Consider the following 21452-nt stretch of genomic DNA (forward strand, 5'->3'; position numbering starts at 1 on the left):
AGTGTCGGGAGGGCATCGCCCGCTTGTCAAACCGCGCCGCGCGTCAGGCCGCCCGTGCCTTGGCGTAAAGGGCCAGGCGCTTCGTCGCCGCCTCCGACAGGCCTCCGGTGAAGTCGAGGCCCACGGCCGGCAGCGTCTCGGCGAAGTGGCAGGCCGCCTCATGGCCCGGGGCCAACTGGCGCAGGGCCGGCGCTTCCTTGCGGCAGCGCTCCTGCGCGAAGGGGCAGCGGGTATGGAAGCGGCAGCCGGAGGGCGGGTTGAGCGGACTCGGCAGATCCCCGCCGAGCGGCTTCACCTGCCCGCGCCGCTGCGGGTCCGGATGAGGGATCGCCGCCAGCAGGGCACGCGTATAGGGATGTCGCGGCGCCGCGAAGAGGTCCCGCTTGCCGGCGACCTCGACGATCTGGCCGAGATACATCACCGCCACCCGGTCCGCGACGTGCTTCACCACCGCGAGGTCGTGGGCGATGAACAGATAGGCCAGCCCGAAGCGCCGTTGCAGGTCCTTCAGCAGGTTCACCACCTGCGCCTGGATCGAGACGTCGAGCGCCGAGACCGGCTCGTCGCACACCACCAGGTCCGGCTGCACCGCGAGCGCCCGCGCGATGCCGATGCGCTGCCGCTGCCCGCCGGAGAATTCATGCGGATAGCGCTGCGCGTGAAAGGACCGCAGGCCGACCAGGGACAGCAGTTCCTCCACGCGCTTGCGCCGCGACGCCGCATCCCCGATGCCATGCACCAGCATCGGCTCCGCGATCGTCTCCGCGACCGTCAGGCGCGGATTGAGGCTCGCATAGGGATCCTGGAAGACGATCTGCATCCGCCGCCGCATGGCGCGCTGCGCGGCGCCGGAGATGCGCGTCACATCCACGCCCTCGAAGCGAATGGTGCCGGCGGAGGGCTCGATCAGCCGCAGCACGAGCCGCGCGGTGGTGGATTTTCCGCAACCGGATTCACCCACCAGCGCCAGCGTCTCCCCGCGCTTCAGCGAGAAGGAGACTCCATCCACGGCGCGCACCGTCCCGACCTGCTTCGCGACGATCAGCCCCTTGCGGACCGGGTAGTGCTTCGCGAGGCCGTTCACCTCGAGCAGCGTCTCGCTCATGCGACGAAGGCCTCCACCGGGGCGCGCAGGCAGGCGGCCGAATGGCCGGGGACGATCTCGCGCAGCGGCGGCTGTTCCGATCTGCACTCGGGCGCCGCGAAGGGACAACGCGGGTGGAAGCGGCAGCCTTTCGGCAGCGCGAAGGGCGGCGGCACGCTGCCCTCGATGGCGAGCAGCGTCTCGCGCTCCTCATCCAGCCGCGGCACGGAACCGAGCAGACCGAGCGTATAGGGATGCATCGGATCGCCGAAGATCGCACCGGCCTCGGCGCGTTCCACCACGCGGCCGGCGTACATCACCGCCACCTCATCCGCCATCTCCGCCACGACGCCGAGGTCGTGGGTGATGAGGATGATGGACATTCCCGTCTCGGCCTGGAGATCCCGCAGCAGGTCGAGGATCTGCGCCTGCACCGTCACGTCGAGCGCGGTGGTCGGCTCGTCCGCGATCAGCAGCTTCGGCTTGCAGGAGAGCGCCATCGCGATCATGACGCGCTGGCGCATGCCGCCCGAGAGCTGGTGCGGATATTCGTCGAAGCGGCGGTCCGGCGCGGGGATGCGGACGCGGTTCAGCGCCTCGATCGCGCGTTCGCGGAGTTCGGCCGCCGAAGCGCGCGTGTCGTGCGCACGCATCGCCTCGGTGATCTGGAAGCCGACCGTATGGACCGGGTTCAGGCTGGTCATCGGCTCCTGGAAAATCATCGCGACCTGGCTGCCACGCACGTCCCGCATCTCGGCGGAGGAGACTTGCAGCAGGTCACGCCCATCCAGCAGCACGCGCCCGGCCGCGATGCGCCCGGGATGCGCGACCAGGCGCATGACCGAAAGCGAGAGCACCGACTTGCCGCAGCCGCTCTCGCCCACGATGCCGAGGGTGCGGCCGCGCGGAACGGACAGGTCCACGCCGTCCACCGCGGTGATCTCCCCGCCATGGGTGCGGAAGACCGTGCGCAGGCCCTCGATGCGGAGAAGCGGCTCGCTCGTATCCCGCATCCGGTTCAAGTCCCGGGCGACAGGGGGGCTCGCCCCCTGCGCCCTGTGATCATCGGATGCATCACGACCAATGGAAGGTCGGCGGAGCGATCTTGTCCGCGCTGCGATGCGCCCAATCGTTCTGTGGCACGTTGGCGGCGACGCGCTTCTGCGCCTCGTGCAGGTGCTCGGCGGCCTGGCGGTAGTCGATGGTCAGCACCTCGCCATCCTCCACCACCTTGTTGCCATCGACATAGACCGCCTTCAGCGCGCGGTCGCCCGCCGCATAGATCAGGCTGCGCACGGGATCGTAGGCCGGCCGGATCATCGGATGCGTGATGTCCACCAGCGAGAAGTCCGCCTTGCAGCCGACCGCCAGCCGCCCGATGTCGTCGCGCCCCAGCGCCTTGGCGCCGCCGATGGTCGCGGCGTTGAACACGTCCGTCGTCTGCAGCGTACGCGGCGAGTTCGCCTGAGTGCGGGCGATGTAGGCGGCGAGCCGCATCTCATCCAGCATGTTGTGCGGATAGGTGTCGGTGCCGATCCCCATGTTCACACCGTTGCGGATGTAGCGCCCGAGGTCCTTCATCGCGATGCCGCGCCGCGCGAAGACGGTCGGGCAATGCGCGACGGTCGTTCCCGTCTCCGCCAGTCGCTTGAGGTCCGTCTCGGTGTGCCAGCGCGTCGAGGGATGATCATCGAGAAAGATGCCGTGCCCGATGATGGCGCGGTCCCCGAGCAGCCCCATCGAATCCAGCCAGCCGATCGGCGTCACGCCATGGCGGCGGGTGATCTCATGGAACTCCACCACCGACTGCGCTGCGTGGATCTGCCAGGACAGGCCGCGCTTGTTCGCCTCCTGCCGGGATTCCTTCAGCAGCCCGGCGGAGCACGTATCGATCTGCGCCGGCACCACCATGCCGAACAGGCGGCCACATTCGTGCTGCTCGGCGCGCTCGATCAGCCGGAGGGCTTCCTCCATCGCCTTCTCGCCGGCCTTCTCGTCCCACTCGTATTCCACGACGTGGCCGTTCTTCGTGTACCAGCGTGCCGAGCGGAACATCGGCGCGACGCAGACGCGCATGCCGGCTTCCGCCAGCAGGTCGAGCCAGCCCGGATGCGCCATCGACAGGTCCGCGAGTGTCGTGACGCCGGAGAGCAACAGTTCCGACAGCGCCACGCGCACGCAACTCGGCACCGCTTCCGCATCGGCGCGGAAGATCGGCATGTATTCGTAGAGCGAGGAATTATACAGGCCGGGCGACCCGATCTCGTCGAGGAACCCCTTGTTCAGAGGCTCGCTCGACGGATGCGAGTGGATGTTGACGAGCCCCGGCATGACCATCAGCCCGCGCCCGTCGATCACCGCATCGGCCTGGCCTTCATAGCCACGGCCGACGAAGGTGAGCGAGCCGCCCGCGAAGGCGACATCGGTGTCGGGCATGTAGCTGTGCGACCCCGCCGTGGAATCCCAGCCCACGACGAGTTCCGCGTTCCTGATGAGCGTGGTGGTCATGCCGGTTCCCTCCCTTCAGCGCGTCAGCCGGATGTCGAGGCCCTTGTAGAGGGCCACGCCGTAGATGCCGTGGGCGCGCACGCCTTCGACCCGGGCCGCGGAGGCGACCCAGAGCTGTTCCCGCGCGACCGGCAGCCAGACATTGTTCTCCGCGATGATGCGCTGCGCCCGCCCGATGGCAGCCGCACGCACCGCCGGATCCACCGCCGTCTGCGCTTCCCGCAGCGCGGCATCGGTCGCCGGGTCGTTCCAGTTCATGCGGTTCGGCGTCGGCCGGTTCGCGCTGTTGAAGTAGAGCGAGAAGCCGTCCGTCGCCGTCAGGTAGGGGTAGGACATGACGAAGGCGTCGAATTCCTGCGTCGCCAGCCGCCCCCAGCCCACAGTCGCGTCCCAGAGCTGGATGCGCATCTCGATGCCGATGCGGCGCAGATCCGCCTGGATGGCCTGGAGATACTGCTGCGCCGCCTGCGTCTGCAGGCCATAGACGAGGAAGCTCGCGCGCTGCCCGTCCTTCACGCGGACGCCGTCGGAGCCCATGCGCCAGCCGGCCTCATCCAGCACGCGGCGCGCGCCATCGGGGTCGAAGCGCGGCACCAGGCGCGCGGCCTCGGCGTCGAAGCCGGTGGTCGCGGGGTTCAGGTAGGAATCCGCCGGCACGGCGGTGCCGAACCAGGTCGCGCGGACCATCGCATCGCGGTTCACCGCCATGTTGATGGCGCGCCGTACGGCGGGGTCGTTCACCACGGGCTTGTCCACCTTGAAGCCCATGAAGTGGTCCCAGAAGTAGTTGTCCTGCCGGGACATGCGGATATTTGGCGTACGCTGAAGCTGCTGCACGGCGATGGGGGGGACGTACTGCGTGACGTCGCCCTGCCCCGTTTGCAGCGCCGCAAGCCGCGTCTGGCTTTCCGGCGCGATGCGCCAGACCACGCGGTCCACCTGCGGGGATGGGTTCTGGTACATGCCCGCCGGACCCCAGCGGTAATTGGGGTGGCGCTGCAGCACCAGGTCCTGCCGCGGCGTCCAGGACACCCAGCAATAGGGGCCCGTGCCGTTGAAGCCCTGCACGCCGAAATTCTGCCCCAGGCGCTCGACCGAGTTGCGATCGACGATCGAGGCGAAGAACAGCGTGAGCTGGTACAGCAGCTCGCCGAAGGGCTCGTTCAGCTCGTACTCGACGGTGTAGGCGTCGCGTGCGCGCACTTCCTTCACCGGTCCGGCGCGCCAGCGCACCGGGCTGCGCGTCGCGGGATCGATCCAACGGTTGATGGAATAGACGACGTCATCCGCCGTGAAGGGCCGCCCATCGCAGAACGTCACGTCGCGGCGCAGGTGGAAGGTGTAGGTCTTCCCGTCCGGGCTGACCTCCCACCGCTCTGCAAGCAGCGGGCGGATCGTCCGCATGTCGAAGTCGAGCGCCACGAGCGTGTCGCTCATCATGTAGATCGTCTCCCCGGCCGACCGTGCGGTTGAGCGCGGCGGGTCGTAGTTGTCCGCGTCGATCTCGCGCAGGACCACCAGCGTGTTGCGCGGATTGGCGGCCTGCGCGAGCGCGTCGCCCGCAGGCACCGCGGCGGCCAGCGCGAGCAGCGCGGCTCCGATCGTCTTCCTCATGGTCTTTCCTCTCCCGATCATACGCGAAGCCGAGGGTCGAGCGCGTCGCGCAGCGCATCGCCCAGAACGTTGAACGCCAGCACGACGATGAAGATCAGAATGCAGGGCACGACGGCGATGTGCGGCGCGAAGAACAGGAAGTTGCGCCCCTCGCTCGCCATGGCGCCCAGTTCCGGCACCGGCGGCTGCGCCCCGAGACCGAGGAAGGACAGCGCCGATCCCAGCAGGATCACCTGCCCGAAGCGCAGCGTCGCGAAGACAAAGATCGCCGACAGGCAGTTCGGTGCCAGGTGCTTCCAGATCAGCCGCGCATCCGTCATGCCGGTGGCGCGCGCCGCCTCGATGTAGTCGAGCCGCATCACCACCATCGCGGATCCGCGCACGATGCGCGCCATCAGCGGCACGGTCGCAACCGACAGAGCCATCACGACGGAGAAGATCCCCGGCCCGAAGATCGCGGCAATGGCGAGCCCGACCAGGATGGCCGGGAAGGACAGCATGATGTCCACCAGCCGCATGATCGGCCCGTCGAGCCAGCGATGGTAGAAGGCCGCGAGGAAGCCGAGCGCCGCACCGAGCCCGCCGCCCAGCACCACCGCCGCGAAACCCATCAGCAGCGACACGCGCAGTCCGAAGAGGAGCCGCGTGATCATGTCCCTGCCCTGCGCGTCCGCGCCGAGTGGCAGGCCCTCGCTGCCCGGCGGCTGCATCGCGAGCGAGAGATCGTTGTCGTAGGGATCGGTCGGCGCGAGCAGCGGCGCGAGGATCGCCGCCGCGATCAGCAGCACCACCAGCAGCAGGGAGAAGGCCGCTGCCGGTTCCCGCAACAGCCGCGCCAGCACGCCCGGCCGCGGCGGCGCGATCGGCTCGTCGGTTTCGGTCGCTGCACTCATGCGCCGCGGATCCGCGGGTCGAGGGCGGCGTAGAGCACGTCCACCGTCAGGTTGATCACGATGAAGCCCATGGACAGCACGATGATGGTCCCCTGCGCCATCGGGAAATCGGAGGAGAGGATGGCGCCCACCGCCAACCGGCCGACGCCGGGCCAGGAGAAGACCGTCTCCGTCACCACCGCGCCGCCGAGCAGGAAGCCGATCTGCAGCCCGATCAGCGTGATCACCGGGACCAGCGCATTGCGGAGCGCATGGCGCAGCACGACAAGCCGTTCGGTCAGCCCCTTGGCGCGCGCCGTGCGCACGTGGTCGGCGGACAGCACGTCCAGCACCGCCGTGCGCGTCATGCGCGCGACCGGCCCGATGAAGACGCCGCCCAGCGTGATCGCCGGCAGGATGATCGACTGGATGCCGTCCAGCGTCCAAAGCGGCCCGCCGCGCCCGGTGAATGGCAGCAACTGCCACTGGAAGCCGACGAACCAGATCAGCACCAGGCCCAGGAAGAACACCGGCACCGACACGCCGGCGACCGAGATCGCCATGATCGTCCGGTCGATCAGCGACCCGCGCCAGTACCCCGCGAGCGTGCCGAGCAGGATGCCGAGCGGGATCGACCAGAACAGGCTGGCGAACATGAGTTCCAGCGTCGGCCCGATGGTCGTGCCGAGTTCCTGGCTCACCGGCACGTTGTTGATGATGGAGGCGCCGAGATCCCCCTGCACCAGCCGCCACAGGTAAAGCCCGAACTGCACGTAGAGCGGCTTGTCGAGACCGAGATCGGCGCGGATCGCCGCGATGACATCCGGCGTCGCGGTCGGCCCCGCGCGCACCGTGGCGGGATCGGTCGGCACCACCTGCATCAGGAGGAAGCCGATCAGCAGCACGCCGAACATCACCGGAACGGCAAGGATCAGCCTGTGCAGCGCGTGGCGCAGCATGGCCGGGCTACTGCGCCGCCGCGGCGCCGGCGGCCTCGCCGTGGCGGTCGAAGATCGCGACGCCGTCGCGCAACGTCAGGTCCGCCCGGGACTTCAGCACGGCCTCTGGCTCGATCGAGAACACATCCGCCGAGAGCACCGCGATATCCGCCTGCATCCCCGGCTCCAGCGTGCCGCGCCGGTCCTCGGCGAACTGGGTGTAGGCGCCGCACCAGGTGTAGCAGTGCACGGCCTCCTCCGCCGTCAGCCGCTCCTCCGGCCCCATCACCGTGCCGCGGTTGGTCCTGCGCGTCAGCATGGTGAAGAGGTTGATGAAGGGATCGACCGTGCAGACCGGGCTATCCGAGGACGCCGCCGGGTGGTGCCCCTCATCGAGCCAGGTCTTCATCGGATAGGCATGCAGCGACCGCTCCGGCCCGAGGTTCCTCAGATACAGGTCGCCGAACTCGTACATGAAGGTGGGCTGCGGCACCGGCAGGATGCCGCGCGCCTTCATCCGCCGCCGCTGGTCCCGCGTCAGGAAGCCGCAATGCTCGATGCGGTGGCGGCGGCCGGCGAAGGGATGCGCCGCGCTGTCCGCCGCCTCCATGCCGAGCAGCACCTGCTCGATCGCGGCATCGCCGATCGCGTGGATGTCGAGCTGCCAGCCCTGCTCGTGATAGAGCTTCAGCAGCGCATGGATCTTCTCGTCCGGGAAGGTGAAGACGCCGGTGCCGCCGCCCACGCTCGCGAGATACGGCTCGAAGAATGCCGCCGTCAGCCCGCCCGCGGAGCCGTCGGCGAAGACCTTCACCGCGCCCCAGCGCAGCGAATCGTCGCCCGCCATCGGCCGCAGCCCGGCCGCCCAGGCATCCTGCGCGATGCCTTCCGGATTGCCAGCGAGCACCTGCCACATGCGCAGCGGCAGCCGCCCCTGCGCCTTGGCCGCGTCATAGGCGGCGATCTCGGCCATGCCCGCCGTCATGCCGACATTCATGTCGGTCGCGGATGCGAAGCCGAGCGAGGCCAGGTGATCGCAGGCCGCGCCGATCGCTGCGACCATCTGCGCCTCGTCGGGCGGCGGCATGACGTCGCGGATCAGGCGCATCGCGCGTTCCTGGAACTGGCCGGTCAGCCGGCCGTTCTTCCGCTCGATGACACCGCCTTCCGGGTTCGGCGTGTTGTGCCCGACACCGGCGAGTTTCATCGCCGCCGTGTTCGCGACCCCGACATGCCCGCAGGTCCGCACGATGAAGACAGGATTGTCTGGCGCCGCCGCGTCCAGTTCCTCCGCCAGCGGATGACGGCCGACGTCCAGCTCGCCATGATCGTAGCCCCGCCCCACCACCCAGGCGCCCTTCGGCGCCACCTTCGCGGCAGCCGAAATGCGGCGCAGCACCTCGTCCAGCGAGCGCACCTCCTCGGCGCGCAGGTTCACCTGCGACAGGCCGAGCCCGTAGGGCAGCAGGTGCATGTGCGCTTCGTTGAAGGCGGGAAGCGCGACGCGGCCGCCGAGGTCCAGGCGCCGCGTGCCCGCGCCCGCGGCCGCCAGCGCATCCGCGCCGAGGGCAAGCACGCGGCCGTCCTTCACGGCGAGCGCATCGGTGAAGCCATTCGCAAGGCCGCGGAAGATGCGGCCGCCGGAGATGAGGAGATCGGCAGACATATCGAAACTGTCACGGCGCATCGCCCGCGCGTCAACCCGCCTTCCCGCAGCGAAACCATGCCACGCGACGCATCTGCCGCACACGCATGCAGCCGCTGCTCAGGCCGGCACCGGGCCTTCCGCTTCCTCGAGGTCCACGCCGACCCACAACCCGTGCTCGCCGCCGCCCAGGATCACGCCGCGCAACGGCGAGACATCCGCGAAGTCGCGCCCCCAGGCGAGCACGACATGTTCGTCCCGCACCACGATGTCGTTGGTCGGATCGAGTCCGATCCAACCATGCTCCGGCCCGAGCCAGGCCTCGACCCAGGCATGGGACTGATCCGCGCCGCGCCGCGCCACGCCACCCGGCGGCGGCCGCGTGCGCACATAGCCCGAGACATAGCGCGCCGGCAGGCCGAGCCCGCGCAACGCACAGATCATCACATGCGCGAAATCCTGGCAGACGCCGCTGCGCCCTTCGATCACCTCGGCGACCTGGGTGTTCGGCCCGGTCACGCCGGGGCGATAGACGAAGTCGCGCCGGATGCGTCCCATCACTTCCAGCAGCCCGGCGAGCACCGGTCGCCCTGGCGGAAAGGAGGCCGCGGCATATCCCGTCGCCGCCGGAAGGAGCGGCGCGAGCGGGCTCGCGAAGACGAACTCCGCCGCCGAAGAAGCGCGCGCCGCATCCGCCACGGCCTCCCACGGCAGTGTCTCCGCGGCGGGCGGCGGGTCAGGGAAGCGCACCTCGACCAGTGCCTCGGAGACCACCTCGAAGCGCTCATGCGGCACGTCGAGGAAGACGCGCGTCGCCTGGTTGCCGAAGTGGTCGCGCGCCTCGGTGATGCGGGACGGTGCCGGCGTCACCGTCAGCGTCGCCCGCGCCGCCTTCTGGTGCGGCAGTTGCCGCGGCGTCAGCAGCAGCAGATGCGCCGCGAGGTCCACCGGATGCGCATAGGCATAGGTGGTGACATGACGCAGCCGGTAGATCACGCCGCCCCCTTCATCGCGGGCGCCGCACCTTCCAGGCCGAGCGTCTGCTGCACCGGCAGCAATGCGAAGTAGCGCCGCGCCACCGCATCCGAAAGGGCTGCGATGCGCACCGCGACCGCTTCGAGCCGCGGCGGGAGGCCGGCCGCCGCCACCGCCTGGTCCGGTGCCGCGATCACCTGCGCGACCATCGCCTCGGCTTCGGCGAGCAGCGAGGCCGCCTCGTCCGGTAATGCGCGGTCGGCATCGGAGGCGACCTCCGAGAGGTTCCGGCTGATGGCGGCAAGCTGGAAGGCGAGCGCGCGCGGATTGCTCTCGTCCGCGAGCACCAGGTCGAGCGCCGGCGCCGGCTGCAGGATCGTCAGGTAGCGGCCGCGGTAGGTGATGACGCTGTCGCAGAGTTCGAGCACCAGCCGCAGCCCGCCCTCGATGCGCGCCGGCGGCTGGTCGAGCGCGACGCCGACCTCGGACGCGATCGCCTGCGCGCGTTCCACCCGCCGCCCGAGGTCGAGGAACAGCCATGCGCCGCCGCGCACCATGCTCTCCGCCGCCACGCCTGCCACCGCGGTCGCGAAGCGCAGCACCGAGATCATGGCGCGCGAGATCGCCTCGAGCCCGTCGCCGGCCTGCAGCATCTCCGTGCGCGCGGCGCGCAGCGTCAACGTGAAGGTGGCGTGCATGTCGGCGGTCAGCCGGTCCCGCACCATGGCGGTCAGCACCGCGATGCGGTCGGCTAAGGCGGGCAGCGGGCCACCGTCGCGCATCGCCGCGGCGATCATACCGGGCAAGGCCTGCGCGGCGGAAGAGCCGGTCAGCTCCTCGGCGCCCGGAAAGCCGGCTTGCGCCAGGCAGCGCGCGAGTGCGGCGACCTCCGCCTGCTCCCGTGGCAGCACCACGCCGCGGGAGATGCGCGCCTGGGTCGCACGCACCAGCCGCGCCGCGCGCTCCAGCCGTTCCGTATAGCGACCGAGCCAGAAGAGGTTGTCCGCCACCCGCGAGGGCAATGCCCCCGGCGCGCGGCGGATCGGCAACGGCGGCAGGCGCAGCGCGGCGGGGCCGATGATGTCCGCCCCTTCCTCCGCCTGCACCCATAAATCCTTGGACAGCCCCTGGCTCGGCAGCGCGCCGCCGAGCGACGCAGCATCGCCGATGCGCGCCAGCCCGCCGGGCATGACGCGCCACGCCGCGCCGTCGAAGACCGCGAACATGCGGATCACGACGGGACGCGGTTCCAGCGTGTCCCCCGCCACGCAGGGCACGACGGATGCGGGCGGCAGGCGTGTCGCGGCCAGTCCGGCCGCAGCCCCGGGCGCCACGCCGCCGGTCGCGTCGCGCAGCAGCCAGCCGCGCTCTGCCGCGATGCGCGCGCGCGCCGCGGGATCACCGGGCCAGAGCGTCTCGACCGAAGGCAGGCGCAGCGCCTCGCCCAGCAGCCGCGGCGCGAGAGCCGGCAGGAAGGCCGCGAGCGCGGGCACTTCCGCCAGCCCCGCTCCCGGCGCGTTCAGGACGCGCACCGCGCCGTGGCGCGCGGCGTCGAGCAGGCCGGGCACGCCGCCGGTGCCGGCCTCGGCGCATTCCAGCGGGTCGAGCCGCTCCCCCTCCATGCGGGAGAGCAGCACATCCACACGCTGCAACCCCTGCAGCGTCTTGAGATGCAGCGCGCCGCCGCGCACCGTCAGGTCGCCGCATTCCACCAGCGCGCAGGAGAGCTCGCGCGAGAGCAGCATGTCTTCGAACCAGCGCGGATGCTGCGTGCCCCGCGTCAGCAGCGCGACGGCGGGGTCGGCGCGTTCCGGCGGCGCCAGCCGTTGCAGCGCGTCCTGCCAGAGATCGAAGAATGGCCGCATGGAGCGGACCTGCATGCCGCGGAAGGCCTCCGGCATGACGCGCGCGAGCAGGCGCCGGTTCTCCCACGCCAGGCCCGGCCCCGCGGGCGCCGTGGTACGGTCCGCCAGCACGCGCCAGATGCCGTCCGGCCCGCGGATCAGGTCCACGGCGTAGAGGTGCAGCAACGGCGTCGCCGGAACCACGCCCTCCTGCCGGCAGGCGCGCAGGAAGGCTGGGCTGGTGAAGACCACCTCGGGCGGGATCAGCCCCTCCGCCAGCAGGTGCTGCGGGCCGTAGAGGTCGGCCAGCACCGCCTCCAGCAGCCGCGCGCGCTGGGCGATGCCGGCCTCGAGCACGGCGAATTCCTCCGCCGGGAGCACCATGGGCAGGGGGTCGCAGCGCCAGGCGGCTTCCCGCTTCGCACCGGGCAGCACGCCGGCCATGCCCTCGTCCTCGAAGGCACGATCGAGGCGGCGGGCGCGTTCGGCAAGCATCCCCTCCCCCATGCCGCCGAGCATGCCCAGCAGCGCGCGCCAATGCGGGCGCACGCCGCCCCGGCCATCGACCATCTCGTCGAGGGGTGGGACGGCGGCAGGATCAGGCATGGCGTCTCAGATCGAGGGTGCAGGGCAGTTCGAGGCCCGGCGGCGGCTCGGGCGGCGCCATCGTCCCGGGCGTGTGGCCGAAGGGGAGGAAGCGGGCGCGGCGCCGCGCCTCCGCCTCGTTGGCATTGACCGGGTAGCGTTCATAGTTCCGGCCGCCCGGATGCGCCACGTGATAGGTCAGCCCACCGAGGCTGCGCCCCGTCCAGCGGTCGAAGACGTCGAGGACCAGCGGGGTCTGCGGCCGGATGGTCGGATGCAGGGAGGACGGCGGATTCCACGCCTTGAAGCGGATGCCGGCGACGTATTCCCCGGCGCGCTCGGTCGCGCGCAGCGGCACGGCGACACCGTTGACAGCCAGCGCGTGGCGGTCCTCCACCCAGTTCGTCACGCGCGCCTGCACGCGCTCGGCGCTGCTGTCCACGTAGCGCGCCGTGCCGCCGGCGGTGGCTTCCTCGCTCAGCACGTGCCAGGGCTCCAGCGCGTGGCGAAGTTCGACGTGCACGTCGCGCACCGCCACCTCCCCGATCAGCGGGAAGCGGAAGGCGAGGTGCGGTTCGAACCATTCGGGGTCGAGCGGCGCGCCCATGTTGCGCAGCTCGTCGATGGCATCGCGGAAATCCTGCCCGCAGTCATGCGGCAGCATGAACCGGTCGTGCAGCCGCGTGCCCCAGCGGACCAGGCGGCGCTCATAGGGCCGTTCCCAGAAGGCGGCGAGGGCCGCGCGCATCAGCAGCATCTGCGCGGCCGACATCTCGGCATGCGGCGGCATCTCGAAGGCGCGGAACTCCACCAGGCCGCGACGGCCGGACGAGCTGCCGGGGTCGTACATCTTGTCGATGCAGAACTCGGTGCGGTGCGTGTTGCCCGTCATGTCCGCGAGCAGGTTGCGGAACAGCCGGTCGGTCAGCCAGGGCGGCGCCTCCTGCCCCGCGCGCACCTTGGAGAAGGCGATCTCGAGTTCATGGATCGCATCCATCCGCGCCTCGTCGATGCGCGGATGCTGGCTGGTCGGGCCGATGAACAGCCCGCTGAACAGGTAGGACAGCGAGGGATGGTTGTGCCAGAAGCCGACCAGCGACTTCAGCAGGTCCGGCCGGCGCAGGAAGGGGCTTTCCGCCGCGCTGTCCCCGCCCATCACCACGTGGTTGCCGCCACCGGTGCCGACATGGCGGCCGTCGAGCATGAACTTCTCGGCCGCCAGCCCTTCCTGGCGCGCGGCCTCATAGAGCTGCCCGGTCCGTTCGACGACCTCGCCCCAATGGGCGGCGGGGTGGATGTTCACCTCGATCACGCCGGGGTCCGGGGTGACGGAGAAATGCAGCAGGCGCGGATCGGACGGCGGCAGGTAGCCTTCCAGCACCACCCCGCGGCCGGTCTCGGCGGCCGTCGCCTCGATGGCCGCGGTCAGGTCGATCCAGTCCTCGGCGGACTGGAGCGGCGGGTAGAAGACGTGGATCTTCCCGTCGCGGGGTTCGATCGTCAGCGCGGTGCGCACCACGCCGGGCTCGGAGGCACCCACCACCGGCAGGTCCTGCGGCTGCGGGCGGAAATCCTCGATGCCCGCGCTGGTGCGTTCGCCGGCGCGGGGTGGCTGGATGGCGCGCTGCGGCAGGCTCTCGGGCTGCATCTGCGCGCGCACGGCGCGCCGGGCCATCAGCGCGGCATGCGGCGGCAGGTCATCGCGCCAGGCGAAGGGGTCCGCCTCGTGCTCGGCGATCCGGCGGGCGTCCTCCTCGCTCATCCAGGGCAGGCTGGCGAGCGGCAGGCGAAGCCCGATCGGGCTGTCGCCCGGGATCAGGAAAAGGTGGCCGCCACGGAAGAACCAGGGCCCGGACTGCCAGCGCCGCGCACCGTCCTGGATGACGCGGCGCAGCGGCAGGATGGAGCCCACTTCGGCCGAAAGCCCCTGGCTGAAGACCTTGGCCAGCCGCGCACGTTCCAGCGGGTCGGCGAGCCTGCTGTCCTCGACGACGACATTGGCCGGCAGCCGCTGCTCCTTCCACAGGTAGTAGTGGATGTCCTCATGCGCGCCCCGCACCAGCGCGGGGTCCACCTGCAGGCGCTCGGCCAGCAGGCGGGCGAAGCGCGCGGCGTCGGCCGCCGTCGCGTTGCCGCGGTCGTCGTCCGAGGCGAGCAGCCCGGGGTCGCGCCACACCGGCTCCCCATCCGCCCGCCAGTGGGAATAGAGCGCCCAGCGCGGCAGTTGCTCGCCGGGATAATGCTTGCCCATGGCGTATTGCAGCGCCGCGCCCGGGGACCACATCGGCGCGAGGCGCCGCAGCAGCCGCCCGGCATAGGCGCGCTTGGTCGGCCCAAGCGCATCCGTGTTCCATTCCGGCGCATCGCGGCCCGACGCCGCGACGAAGGTCGGCTCGCCCCCCATGGTCAGCCGCATGCCGAGGTGCGCGAGCTTCGCGTCCACCGTCTCCCCCGCGGTCCGGATCGCCTGCCACTGCGCGGGGGTGTAGGGCCTGGTGACGCGCGGCGTCTCCCGCACGCGGGTGACGTGCATCTCGAAGCCGAACTCGGTCTCGACCTTCTCGAGACCGCCGGAGATGGGTGCCGCCGACTGCGGTTCCGGCGTCGCAGCCAGGGGGATGTGCCCCTCCCCCGTCATCAGGCCCGATGTGGCGTCGAGGCCGATCCAGCCGGCGCCGGGGAGATAGACCTCCGCCCAGGCGTGCAGGTCGGTGAAGTCCGCGCTCGGCCCCTCCGGGCCTTCGAGCGGCTTCTGGTCGGCCACGAGCTGGATCAGGTAGCCGGAGACGAAGCGCGCCGCGTAGCCCAGCCTGCGCAGCAACTGCACCAGCAACCAGGCGCTGTCGCGGCAGGATCCCCTGCCCTCCGCCAGCGTCCGGTCGGGTGACCAAACTCCGGGCTCCATGCGCACGACATAGGCAATCCGCTGCTGGATCATCCCGTTGAGGGCGACCAGCATGTCCACCGTGCGCTGCTCGCGCCTGGGCACCTCGGCCAACAGGGCCTCCAGCCGCGGGCCGGAGGGGTCGATCCGGCGGAAGGGCGCCAGTTCCTGCTCCAGCCCCGGATCGTAGGCGAAGGGCCAGGCCTCCGCTTCAGGTTCGAGGAAGAAGTCGAAGGGGTTGATCGTCGCCATATCGGCGACGAGGTCCACCGTGACGTCGAAATGCGTCACCCGCTCGGGAAAGACGACCCGGGCGAGGAAATTCCCCTGCGGATCCTGCTGCCAGTTCAGGAAATGCGGTTGCGGCTCGACTTTCAACGCATAGGACAGTACCGGCGTCCGGCTGTGCGGGGCCGGCCGCAGGCGGATGGTTTGCGGCCCCAGGCTGGACGGGCGGACATAGCGGTAGCTCGTGCGGTGCGTCAGGGCGACGTGGAGAGCCATGGCCGATCCTGGGTGCGGTGGGGCATGCTTCCCATGGATGCAAGTCCCGGTCCACCTGAAGCATCGCGCGCGTCCCGGACTGACGCCCGTTGAGCATCCCGCCTGCTCCGCCTACCCTCCCGTCAACGGGAAGGGAACGAAGACGATGGCCGATCTGGTGATCCGCGGCGGCATGGTGGTGGACGGCACGGGTGCCGCGCCGATCGAGGCGGACGTCGCCATCGAGAGCGGCCGCATCACCGAGGTCGGCCGCGTCGCCGCGCGCGGGAAGGATGAGATCGACGCAAGCGGCCGCATCGTCTCCCCCGGCTTCATCGACATCCACACGCATTACGATGGGCAGGCGGTGTGGGATTCCCATCTCGCGCCGTCCGCCTGGCACGGCGTGACGACCGCGGTGATGGGCAATTGCGGCGTCGGCTTCGCCCCCTGCCGCGCCGCCGATCGCGACAAGCTGATCGAACTGATGGAAGGCGTGGAGGACATCCCCGGCCCCATCCTGCACGAAGGCCTCGACTGGCGGTGGGAGACCTTCCCCGAATACCTCGACGCGCTGGATGCCAAGGCACGCGACATCGACATCTGCGCCCTGGTGCCGCACGCCGCGCTGCGCGTGCATGTCATGGGCCAGCGCGGGCTTGAGCTCGAGAACGCCAACCAGGCCGACATCGCGGCGATGCGCGCGCTGGTGGCCGAGGCGGTGCGCGCCGGCGCCTTCGGCGTCTCGACCTCCCGCACCATCAGCCACAAGACCCTGAAGGGCGACCCGACCCCGACCCTGCGCGCGCAGGAGGAGGAACTGCTCGGCCTCGCCGAAGGCCTGCGCGATGCCGGCCACGGGTTGCTGGAGATGGTCTCGGACTGGAACACGCCGGACCCCGCCACGGAATTCGCCATCGTCCGCCGCGTCGTCGAGGCGACGGGCGCGCCCGTGCTGTTCTCCCTGACCGCCCGCCACGACCGCACCGAGGCATGGAAGCAGCTGCTCGCCATGTCCGACGCAGCGGCGGCGCAGGGCCTGCCCATCCGCCCCGTCTTCCCGCCGCGGCCGATCGGCATTCTCCTGGGGCTCCAGGGCAGCCAGAATCCCTTCGCCGGCTGCGCTTCCTACAAGGAGATCGCCCACCTGCCCGCGCCGCAGCGCGCCGCGGCGATGCGCGATCCGGCCTGCCGCGCGCGCATCCTGTCCGAGGACCGGATCACCGGCAGCACCTTCCCGCTGATCACGCGCCTGTCCTTCGATCGGATGTTCCCCTTCGGCGACCCGCCCGACTACGCGCCGCCGAAGGAAGCCTCGATCGCCGCCATCGCCGCGCGCGAAGGCCGCAGCGCGGAGGAAGTCGCCTACGACATCCTGACCGCGCATGACGGCGCCGACTTCATCTTCGCGCCGCTGACGAACTTCCACGACTACACGCTCTCCGCCAGCGCGGAATGCCTGCGGCATCCCAACGCCATCGCGGGCCTGTCGGATGGCGGGGCGCATGTCGGCTTCATCTCCGACGGCTCCTTCCCCACCTTCCTGCTGTCCTATTGGGCACGCGACGCGAAGGAGCAGGTCTTCGCCCTGCCCGAGATCATCCGCCGCCTCACCTCCGACACCGCGCGCGCCGCGGGGCTGACGGATCGCGGCGTGCTGAAGCCCGGCATGAAGGCTGATGTGAACGTCTTCGACCTCAAGGCGCTGTCGCTGGAACCGCCGCGCATGGTCAACGACCTGCCCGCCGGCGGGCGGCGGCTGTTGCAGAAGGCACGCGGCTATGTGGCGACGGTCGTGAGCGGCGCCGTCACCTACCGCGACGGGGAAGCGACCGGCGCGCTGCCGGGCCGCCTGGTGCGCGCAGGGCGATGATGCCGGCGCAGCGCGGGGTGATCCGTTTCACAGACACCCCCTGACAGGTGGCGGTAGCTTCGGGACAGTGGCCGAAGCACCGCGCGCATTCCGCGATGTCCGGCCCGGGTGGCCATTCGCGGCGCGCCTCTGCCGCAAGGGCGATCCAGGCCGGATGGACGGCGAGGTGGCAGGCCGCTGCGAACCGGAGTGTTCCGCATGGCCAGCACTGCAAATCCTCGGCGCCGATGGGCGCCAATCGTGACGGTCGCGCTTCTTGGCGCCTTGGTGAGCCATGGCGCGCCGGGCAATCCCGCCGGCGGCGGCGCGCAGCCCGCCTCGCTCCGCTACGTGCAGGACGGCTGCCGCATGCTCGGCCCCTTCGCCTCCATGCGAAGGGCCAATGAGGTCGCCAGCGAGGCGCGCGGCTACGGCTACAGCGTGACCGCCTACCACAATGGCGACGGGTATTACGTGCGCGCCTGCTGAACTGCCGCGCTCAGCCCGAGGCTTTCCGCGCCTCCAGCAGGCGCACCAGCGCCGCATCCCGCCGGCGCGCGAGTTCCGCCGGCGTGGCGCCGCCCGTGCCTTCCGCGACGCCTTCCACCAGCATCCGCTGCACGGCCCCATTCACCTTCGGATCGCCGAGGTCCAACCACCAGGATTCCAGCGCCGGCAGGAGGTGATGGAGGAAATGGTCCATCCCGCCCTCCCCGCCCGCCAGGTGGAAGGTGGTGTGCGGGCCCATCAGCGCCCAGCGCAGGCCGGGGCCCTCGCTGATCGCGGCATCCACGTCGGCCACGGACGCCACGCCCTCCGCCACCAGATGCACCGCCTCCCGCCACAGCGCGGCCTGCAGGCGGTTGGCGAGATGGCCCGGCACCTCCTTGCGGATCTCGATCGGGTGCTTGCCGATGGAGCGGTAGAACGCCATCGCCGCGGCCACGGCCTCCGGGCAGCCCTTGGCGCCGCCCACCACCTCGACCAGCGGGATCAGGTGCGGCGGGTTGAAGGGATGGCCGATCAGCACGCGTTCCGGATGCGCGCAATTCGCCGACAACTGGCTCGCCAGCAGGCCGGAGGTCGAGGAGGAGATCACCACATCCGCCGGCAGCGCCGCATCCAGCCGCGCCAGCAACTCCTGCTTGATCGGCAGCCGTTCCGGCGCGCTCTCCTGCACGAAATCCGCGCCGGCGACGGCGGCGACCGGGTCGGCCTCGAACCGCCAGGCCTTCGGGTCGGCATCCGCCTTGCCGCCGAGGCGCATCAGGATCGGCCAGGCTTCCTCCACCATCCGCCGGACCAGGTCGGGCGCGCCCGGCGAGGGGTCGCTCGTCACCACCTCCAGCCCGCGGCTGAGGAAATACGCCGCCCAGGAGGCGCCGATCGTGCCCGCGCCGACCACCGCGACGCGCTTCACCGTGCCCGCTTCACCCCGCATGCCGGTCCCTCCCATGCTGCGCGGGCAGGCTACATCGCCCGCCCCACCCTGGCCACGCGGCGGCGCCGGGGGTAGCGTCCGGCCAAACCGGAGGACGCCCCATGCAGGATCTCGTCGGCAGGCTGAACGCCATCTGCGACGCCCAACCCTTCGACACGACCTGGTACGTGAAGGACCTCGCGACCGGCTGGGAAGCGGACCGCGGCGGCGACGTGGTGGTGCCTTCGGCATCCACGCGCAAGACCTCGATCCTGATGCACGCGCTGTCGAAGGTGCATGAAGGGAAGCTGCGCCTCGACGAGCCCTGCACCATCGAGGCCCGCCTGCAGGAAGGCGTGGACAGCGGCACCTACCAGTACATGACGCCCGGCTGCGTCATTCCGCTGCGCGATGCCTTCGTGAACATGATCATCACCAGCGACAACGTCTGCACGCAGATCGTGCTGGAACGGCTGGACCGCGACGAACTCAACGCCTGGTGCAAGCGCATCGGCATGACCGGCACCACGCACCGCGTGAACTTCCCCCCGCCGGGCCTGGCCTGGGACCACCCGGTCGAGGCGGTGGCGAGCACCACCGCGCGCGACCAGGGCCTGCTGCTCGACCGCATGGTGAAGGGCGCATCGGACGCGGCGGAGGCGGCGGCCCTGGGCGCGACGCCGGAACTGTGCGGCCTCGCGCTCGACATCCTGTCCTGGCAGCGGTTGCGCAACCTGATCCCGTCGCTGCTGCCGCAGAAGGCCAAGGTCGCGAACAAGACCGGCCGCGGCCCGCGCGGCCGCATGGATGCGGGCGTCGTGTACAAGAACGACGCGCCGCGCTTCATCATCTCGATCTACACGGACCGGGTGCCCGACACCCTGCCGGACGGGCTGCCCGGTTATACCGCAGCCTATGCCACCGCCGGGCGACTGACCCGGGCCTGCTGGGATGCGATGAACTGACATGACGACCGACGCCGAATTCGAAGCCGCGATCGCGGCACTGCAGGACTGGGTGGGCCGCGAGCGCATCGTGGAGGACGAGATCGGCCTCTCCTCCGCCCGCCGCATCGCGGGGATGCTGGACATCGACCCCGCTTCGCTGAAGCAGGGCGACGAGCTGCCGCCGCACTGGTTCACGATGTTCTTCCCCGACATCGCGAAGCAGTCCGACATCGGCCCCGACGGCCACCCCAACAAGGGCGTCTTCCTGCCGCCGATCCCCCTGCCCCGCCGCATGGGCGCCGGCCGCCGCGTGACCATCGACGGCACGCTCCGCATCGGCCAGCCGGCCATCAAGCGCGCCATCGTCGCGCAGGTCCTGCCGAAGATCGGCCGCACCGGCCGCATGGCGATCCTGACCATGCGCCATGTCATCGAGTCCGAGGGCAAGGTCGTCGCCGTGGACGAGTTCGACGCGATGTACCGCGAGGCCCCGCAGCCCGGCCAGGCCAGCCCGCAGACACCGCCCGTCGCCGCGCCGACCAACGCGGCCTTCGCGGAGAAGGTGCTGCTCTCCTCGCCGCTGGTGTTCCGCTATTCCTCCGTCACCTGGAACGCGCACCGCATCCACTACGACGCGGATTACTCCCGGCAGGAGGAAGGCTACCCGGCCACGGTGCAGAATGGCGGGCTGACCATGCAACTCATGCTCGACGCCGCGCTGAAGCGCGCGCCGGGGCGGCTGACCGGCTTCACCGCGCGGCTCGCGCGCCCGCTCTGGGTGGGGGACATCGTGACGCTCTGCGGCGCCGCGCCCGCGGACGGGAAGATGGAATGCTGGGCGGCCGACAAGGACGGCAATCTCTGCGCCAAGATGGACCTGGAGTTCGCGGCATGACGCGCGCCGCCCCCGCCACCTGGCGGTCGCTGATGTTCGTCCCCGCGACCGGTGAGAAGTTCGTCGCCAAGGCGCATACCCGCGGCGCGGACGTGGTGATCCTCGACCTCGAGGATTCAATCCCGCCGGGAGAAAAGCAGGCCGCGCGCGACGCGCTGCCCAAGGCCTCCGCCACCGTCGGCCAGGCCGGCGCGGAAGTCGCGGTGCGCATCAACCGCGCGCTCGACCTTGCCGTGCCGGACATCGCTGCGGCGGTGATGCCCTCGATCGGCACGCTGATGCTGCCCAAGGTGATGGGGCCGGAGCATATCCGGCTGCTGTCCGAAGTGGTGACGGCGCGCGAGGCGGCGCTCGGCATGGCCATCGGCCACACGCGCCTCGTCGCGGTGGTCGAGACGCCGGACGCCCTGCCGCTGCTCGGCGCCATCGCCACCGCCGACCCGCGCGTGGTGGCGATCGGCGTGGGCGCGGAGGACCTCTCGACCGAGCTGGAGGCGGTGCCGGGTGCGGACCTGCTCTACCATTTCGGGATGATGGTGGTCGCCGCCGCACGCGCGGCGAGGATCCAGCCCATGGGTTCGGTCGGGCCCTTCGCGGATTTCTCGGATCTCGAGGGCTACCGCGCCTCCCTGCGGCGGTCCCGCGCGCTCGGCTTCGCCTGCCAGGCCTGCATCCACCCGGCGCAGGTCGGGATCGTCAACGAGGAATACGGGCCATCGCCGGCCGAGGTGGAACGCGCGCGACGGCTGCTCGCCGCCTTCGACGCGGCGCTGGCGGAGGGCAAGGGCGCCGTGGCCTTCGAAGGGCAGATGATCGACCTGCCGGTGGTGGAACGCGCGCGAAGGCTGCTGGCCCGGGCACGCTGACGCTTGATCCGCGGGGGCGTTGAGGGTATAGGAATTTAAT

Annotated in this window: 16 protein-coding genes; 5 read left to right on the forward strand and 11 right to left on the reverse strand. The window is 70.8% G+C overall.

What is annotated here, in order from left to right; all coding sequences use genetic code 11:
• Positions 1 to 43 precede the first annotated feature (43 nt).
• From GXW76_RS09000 to GXW76_RS09045, 10 genes are all read right to left on the reverse strand, one after another.
• Positions 44 to 1105 (reverse strand): ABC transporter ATP-binding protein, encoded by a 1062-nt coding sequence (locus GXW76_RS09000; protein ID WP_211861676.1) that lies wholly within the window; start codon positions 1103 to 1105, stop codon positions 44 to 46.
• Positions 1102 to 2097 (reverse strand): ABC transporter ATP-binding protein, encoded by a 996-nt coding sequence (locus tag GXW76_RS09005; protein WP_211861677.1) that lies wholly within the window; start codon positions 2095 to 2097, stop codon positions 1102 to 1104. The genes GXW76_RS09000 and GXW76_RS09005 overlap by 4 nt, the downstream gene beginning before the upstream one ends.
• 61 nt (positions 2098 to 2158) lie before the next feature.
• Positions 2159 to 3592 (reverse strand): amidohydrolase family protein, encoded by a 1434-nt coding sequence (locus GXW76_RS09010; RefSeq protein WP_211861678.1) that lies wholly within the window; start codon positions 3590 to 3592, stop codon positions 2159 to 2161.
• Positions 3593 to 3607: 15 nt separating this feature from the next.
• Positions 3608 to 5206: an ABC transporter substrate-binding protein gene (locus tag GXW76_RS09015; protein WP_211861679.1), complete on the reverse strand. Its 1599-nt coding sequence runs from the start codon at positions 5204 to 5206 to the stop codon at positions 3608 to 3610.
• A 17-nt stretch (positions 5207 to 5223) separates the two neighbouring features.
• On the reverse strand, positions 5224 to 6099 hold the full coding sequence (locus tag GXW76_RS09020; RefSeq protein WP_211861680.1) for an ABC transporter permease: 876 nt from the start codon (positions 6097 to 6099) through the stop codon (positions 5224 to 5226).
• Positions 6096 to 7037, reverse strand: coding sequence for an ABC transporter permease (locus GXW76_RS09025; RefSeq protein WP_211861681.1), 942 nt, complete (start codon positions 7035 to 7037; stop codon positions 6096 to 6098). The genes GXW76_RS09020 and GXW76_RS09025 overlap by 4 nt, the downstream gene beginning before the upstream one ends.
• 7 nt (positions 7038 to 7044) lie before the next feature.
• Complete coding sequence (locus tag GXW76_RS09030; RefSeq protein ID WP_211861682.1) at positions 7045 to 8682, reverse strand: amidohydrolase; 1638 nt, start codon at positions 8680 to 8682, stop codon at positions 7045 to 7047.
• 99 nt (positions 8683 to 8781) lie between these two features.
• Positions 8782 to 9657, reverse strand: coding sequence for a transglutaminase family protein (locus tag GXW76_RS09035; protein ID WP_211861683.1), 876 nt, complete (start codon positions 9655 to 9657; stop codon positions 8782 to 8784).
• A complete protein-coding gene (locus GXW76_RS09040) occupies positions 9654 to 12086 on the reverse strand; it encodes a circularly permuted type 2 ATP-grasp protein (protein WP_211861684.1) in 2433 nt (810 codons plus the stop codon). Before GXW76_RS09040 ends, GXW76_RS09035 begins: the two co-directional genes overlap by 4 nt.
• Positions 12079 to 15453: a transglutaminase family protein gene (locus GXW76_RS09045; RefSeq protein ID WP_211861685.1), complete on the reverse strand. Its 3375-nt coding sequence runs from the start codon at positions 15451 to 15453 to the stop codon at positions 12079 to 12081. Before GXW76_RS09045 ends, GXW76_RS09040 begins: the two co-directional genes overlap by 8 nt.
• Positions 15454 to 15598: 145 nt before the next feature.
• Between GXW76_RS09045 and GXW76_RS09050 the strand changes: the two genes are divergently transcribed.
• A complete protein-coding gene (locus GXW76_RS09050; protein ID WP_211861686.1) occupies positions 15599 to 17305 on the forward strand; it encodes an N-acyl-D-amino-acid deacylase family protein in 1707 nt (568 codons plus the stop codon).
• A 240-nt stretch (positions 17306 to 17545) separates the two neighbouring features.
• The gene (locus tag GXW76_RS09055; protein ID WP_211861687.1) at positions 17546 to 17773 is read left to right on the forward strand and encodes a hypothetical protein; all 228 of its coding nucleotides are present in this window, start codon (positions 17546 to 17548) and stop codon (positions 17771 to 17773) included.
• Between the two features lie 10 nt (positions 17774 to 17783).
• Here the strand turns inward: GXW76_RS09055 and GXW76_RS09060 are convergent, their stop codons facing one another.
• Positions 17784 to 18725, reverse strand: a complete 942-nt coding sequence (locus GXW76_RS09060) for a 3-hydroxyacyl-CoA dehydrogenase NAD-binding domain-containing protein (protein ID WP_211861688.1) — start codon at positions 18723 to 18725, stop codon at positions 17784 to 17786.
• Positions 18726 to 18826: 101 nt separating this feature from the next.
• Here GXW76_RS09060 and GXW76_RS09065 point away from each other — a divergent pair, with 101 nt between their 5' ends.
• From GXW76_RS09065 to GXW76_RS09075, 3 genes are read left to right on the forward strand one after another with little or no spacing between them, the layout of a single operon-like run.
• Positions 18827 to 19669, forward strand: a complete 843-nt coding sequence (locus GXW76_RS09065) for a serine hydrolase (RefSeq protein ID WP_211861689.1) — start codon at positions 18827 to 18829, stop codon at positions 19667 to 19669.
• A gap of 1 nt (position 19670) precedes the next feature.
• The gene (locus GXW76_RS09070; RefSeq protein ID WP_211861690.1) at positions 19671 to 20546 is read left to right on the forward strand and encodes a hypothetical protein; all 876 of its coding nucleotides are present in this window, start codon (positions 19671 to 19673) and stop codon (positions 20544 to 20546) included.
• On the forward strand, positions 20543 to 21412 hold the full coding sequence (locus GXW76_RS09075; RefSeq protein ID WP_211861691.1) for an HpcH/HpaI aldolase/citrate lyase family protein: 870 nt from the start codon (positions 20543 to 20545) through the stop codon (positions 21410 to 21412). Before GXW76_RS09070 ends, GXW76_RS09075 begins: the two co-directional genes overlap by 4 nt.
• Positions 21413 to 21452: the final 40 nt, after the last annotated feature.

The sequence above is a fragment of the Neoroseomonas soli genome, from assembly GCF_018129065.1.
Classification (GTDB): domain Bacteria; phylum Pseudomonadota; class Alphaproteobacteria; order Acetobacterales; family Acetobacteraceae; genus Neoroseomonas; species Neoroseomonas soli.

What these genes read in the sequence shown, in the direction of transcription:
- GXW76_RS09000 (WP_211861676.1), bottom strand. Translation starts at nt 1,105, where the DNA reads ATGAGCGAGACGCTGCTCGAGGTGAACGGCCTCGCGAAGCACTACCCG.
- GXW76_RS09005 (WP_211861677.1), bottom strand. Translation starts at nt 2,097, where the DNA reads ATGCGGGATACGAGCGAGCCGCTTCTCCGCATCGAGGGCCTGCGCACG.
- GXW76_RS09010 (WP_211861678.1), bottom strand. Translation starts at nt 3,592, where the DNA reads ATGACCACCACGCTCATCAGGAACGCGGAACTCGTCGTGGGCTGGGAT.
- GXW76_RS09015 (WP_211861679.1), bottom strand. Translation starts at nt 5,206, where the DNA reads ATGAGGAAGACGATCGGAGCCGCGCTGCTCGCGCTGGCCGCCGCGGTG.
- GXW76_RS09020 (WP_211861680.1), bottom strand. Translation starts at nt 6,099, where the DNA reads ATGAGTGCAGCGACCGAAACCGACGAGCCGATCGCGCCGCCGCGGCCG.
- GXW76_RS09025 (WP_211861681.1), bottom strand. Translation starts at nt 7,037, where the DNA reads ATGCTGCGCCACGCGCTGCACAGGCTGATCCTTGCCGTTCCGGTGATG.
- GXW76_RS09030 (WP_211861682.1), bottom strand. Translation starts at nt 8,682, where the DNA reads ATGTCTGCCGATCTCCTCATCTCCGGCGGCCGCATCTTCCGCGGCCTT.
- GXW76_RS09040 (WP_211861684.1), bottom strand. Translation starts at nt 12,086, where the DNA reads ATGCCTGATCCTGCCGCCGTCCCACCCCTCGACGAGATGGTCGATGGC.
- GXW76_RS09045 (WP_211861685.1), bottom strand. Translation starts at nt 15,453, where the DNA reads ATGGCTCTCCACGTCGCCCTGACGCACCGCACGAGCTACCGCTATGTC.
- GXW76_RS09050 (WP_211861686.1), top strand. Translation starts at nt 15,599, where the DNA reads ATGGCCGATCTGGTGATCCGCGGCGGCATGGTGGTGGACGGCACGGGT.
- GXW76_RS09060 (WP_211861688.1), bottom strand. Translation starts at nt 18,725, where the DNA reads ATGCGGGGTGAAGCGGGCACGGTGAAGCGCGTCGCGGTGGTCGGCGCG.
- GXW76_RS09065 (WP_211861689.1), top strand. Translation starts at nt 18,827, where the DNA reads ATGCAGGATCTCGTCGGCAGGCTGAACGCCATCTGCGACGCCCAACCC.
- GXW76_RS09070 (WP_211861690.1), top strand. Translation starts at nt 19,671, where the DNA reads ATGACGACCGACGCCGAATTCGAAGCCGCGATCGCGGCACTGCAGGAC.
- GXW76_RS09075 (WP_211861691.1), top strand. Translation starts at nt 20,543, where the DNA reads ATGACGCGCGCCGCCCCCGCCACCTGGCGGTCGCTGATGTTCGTCCCC.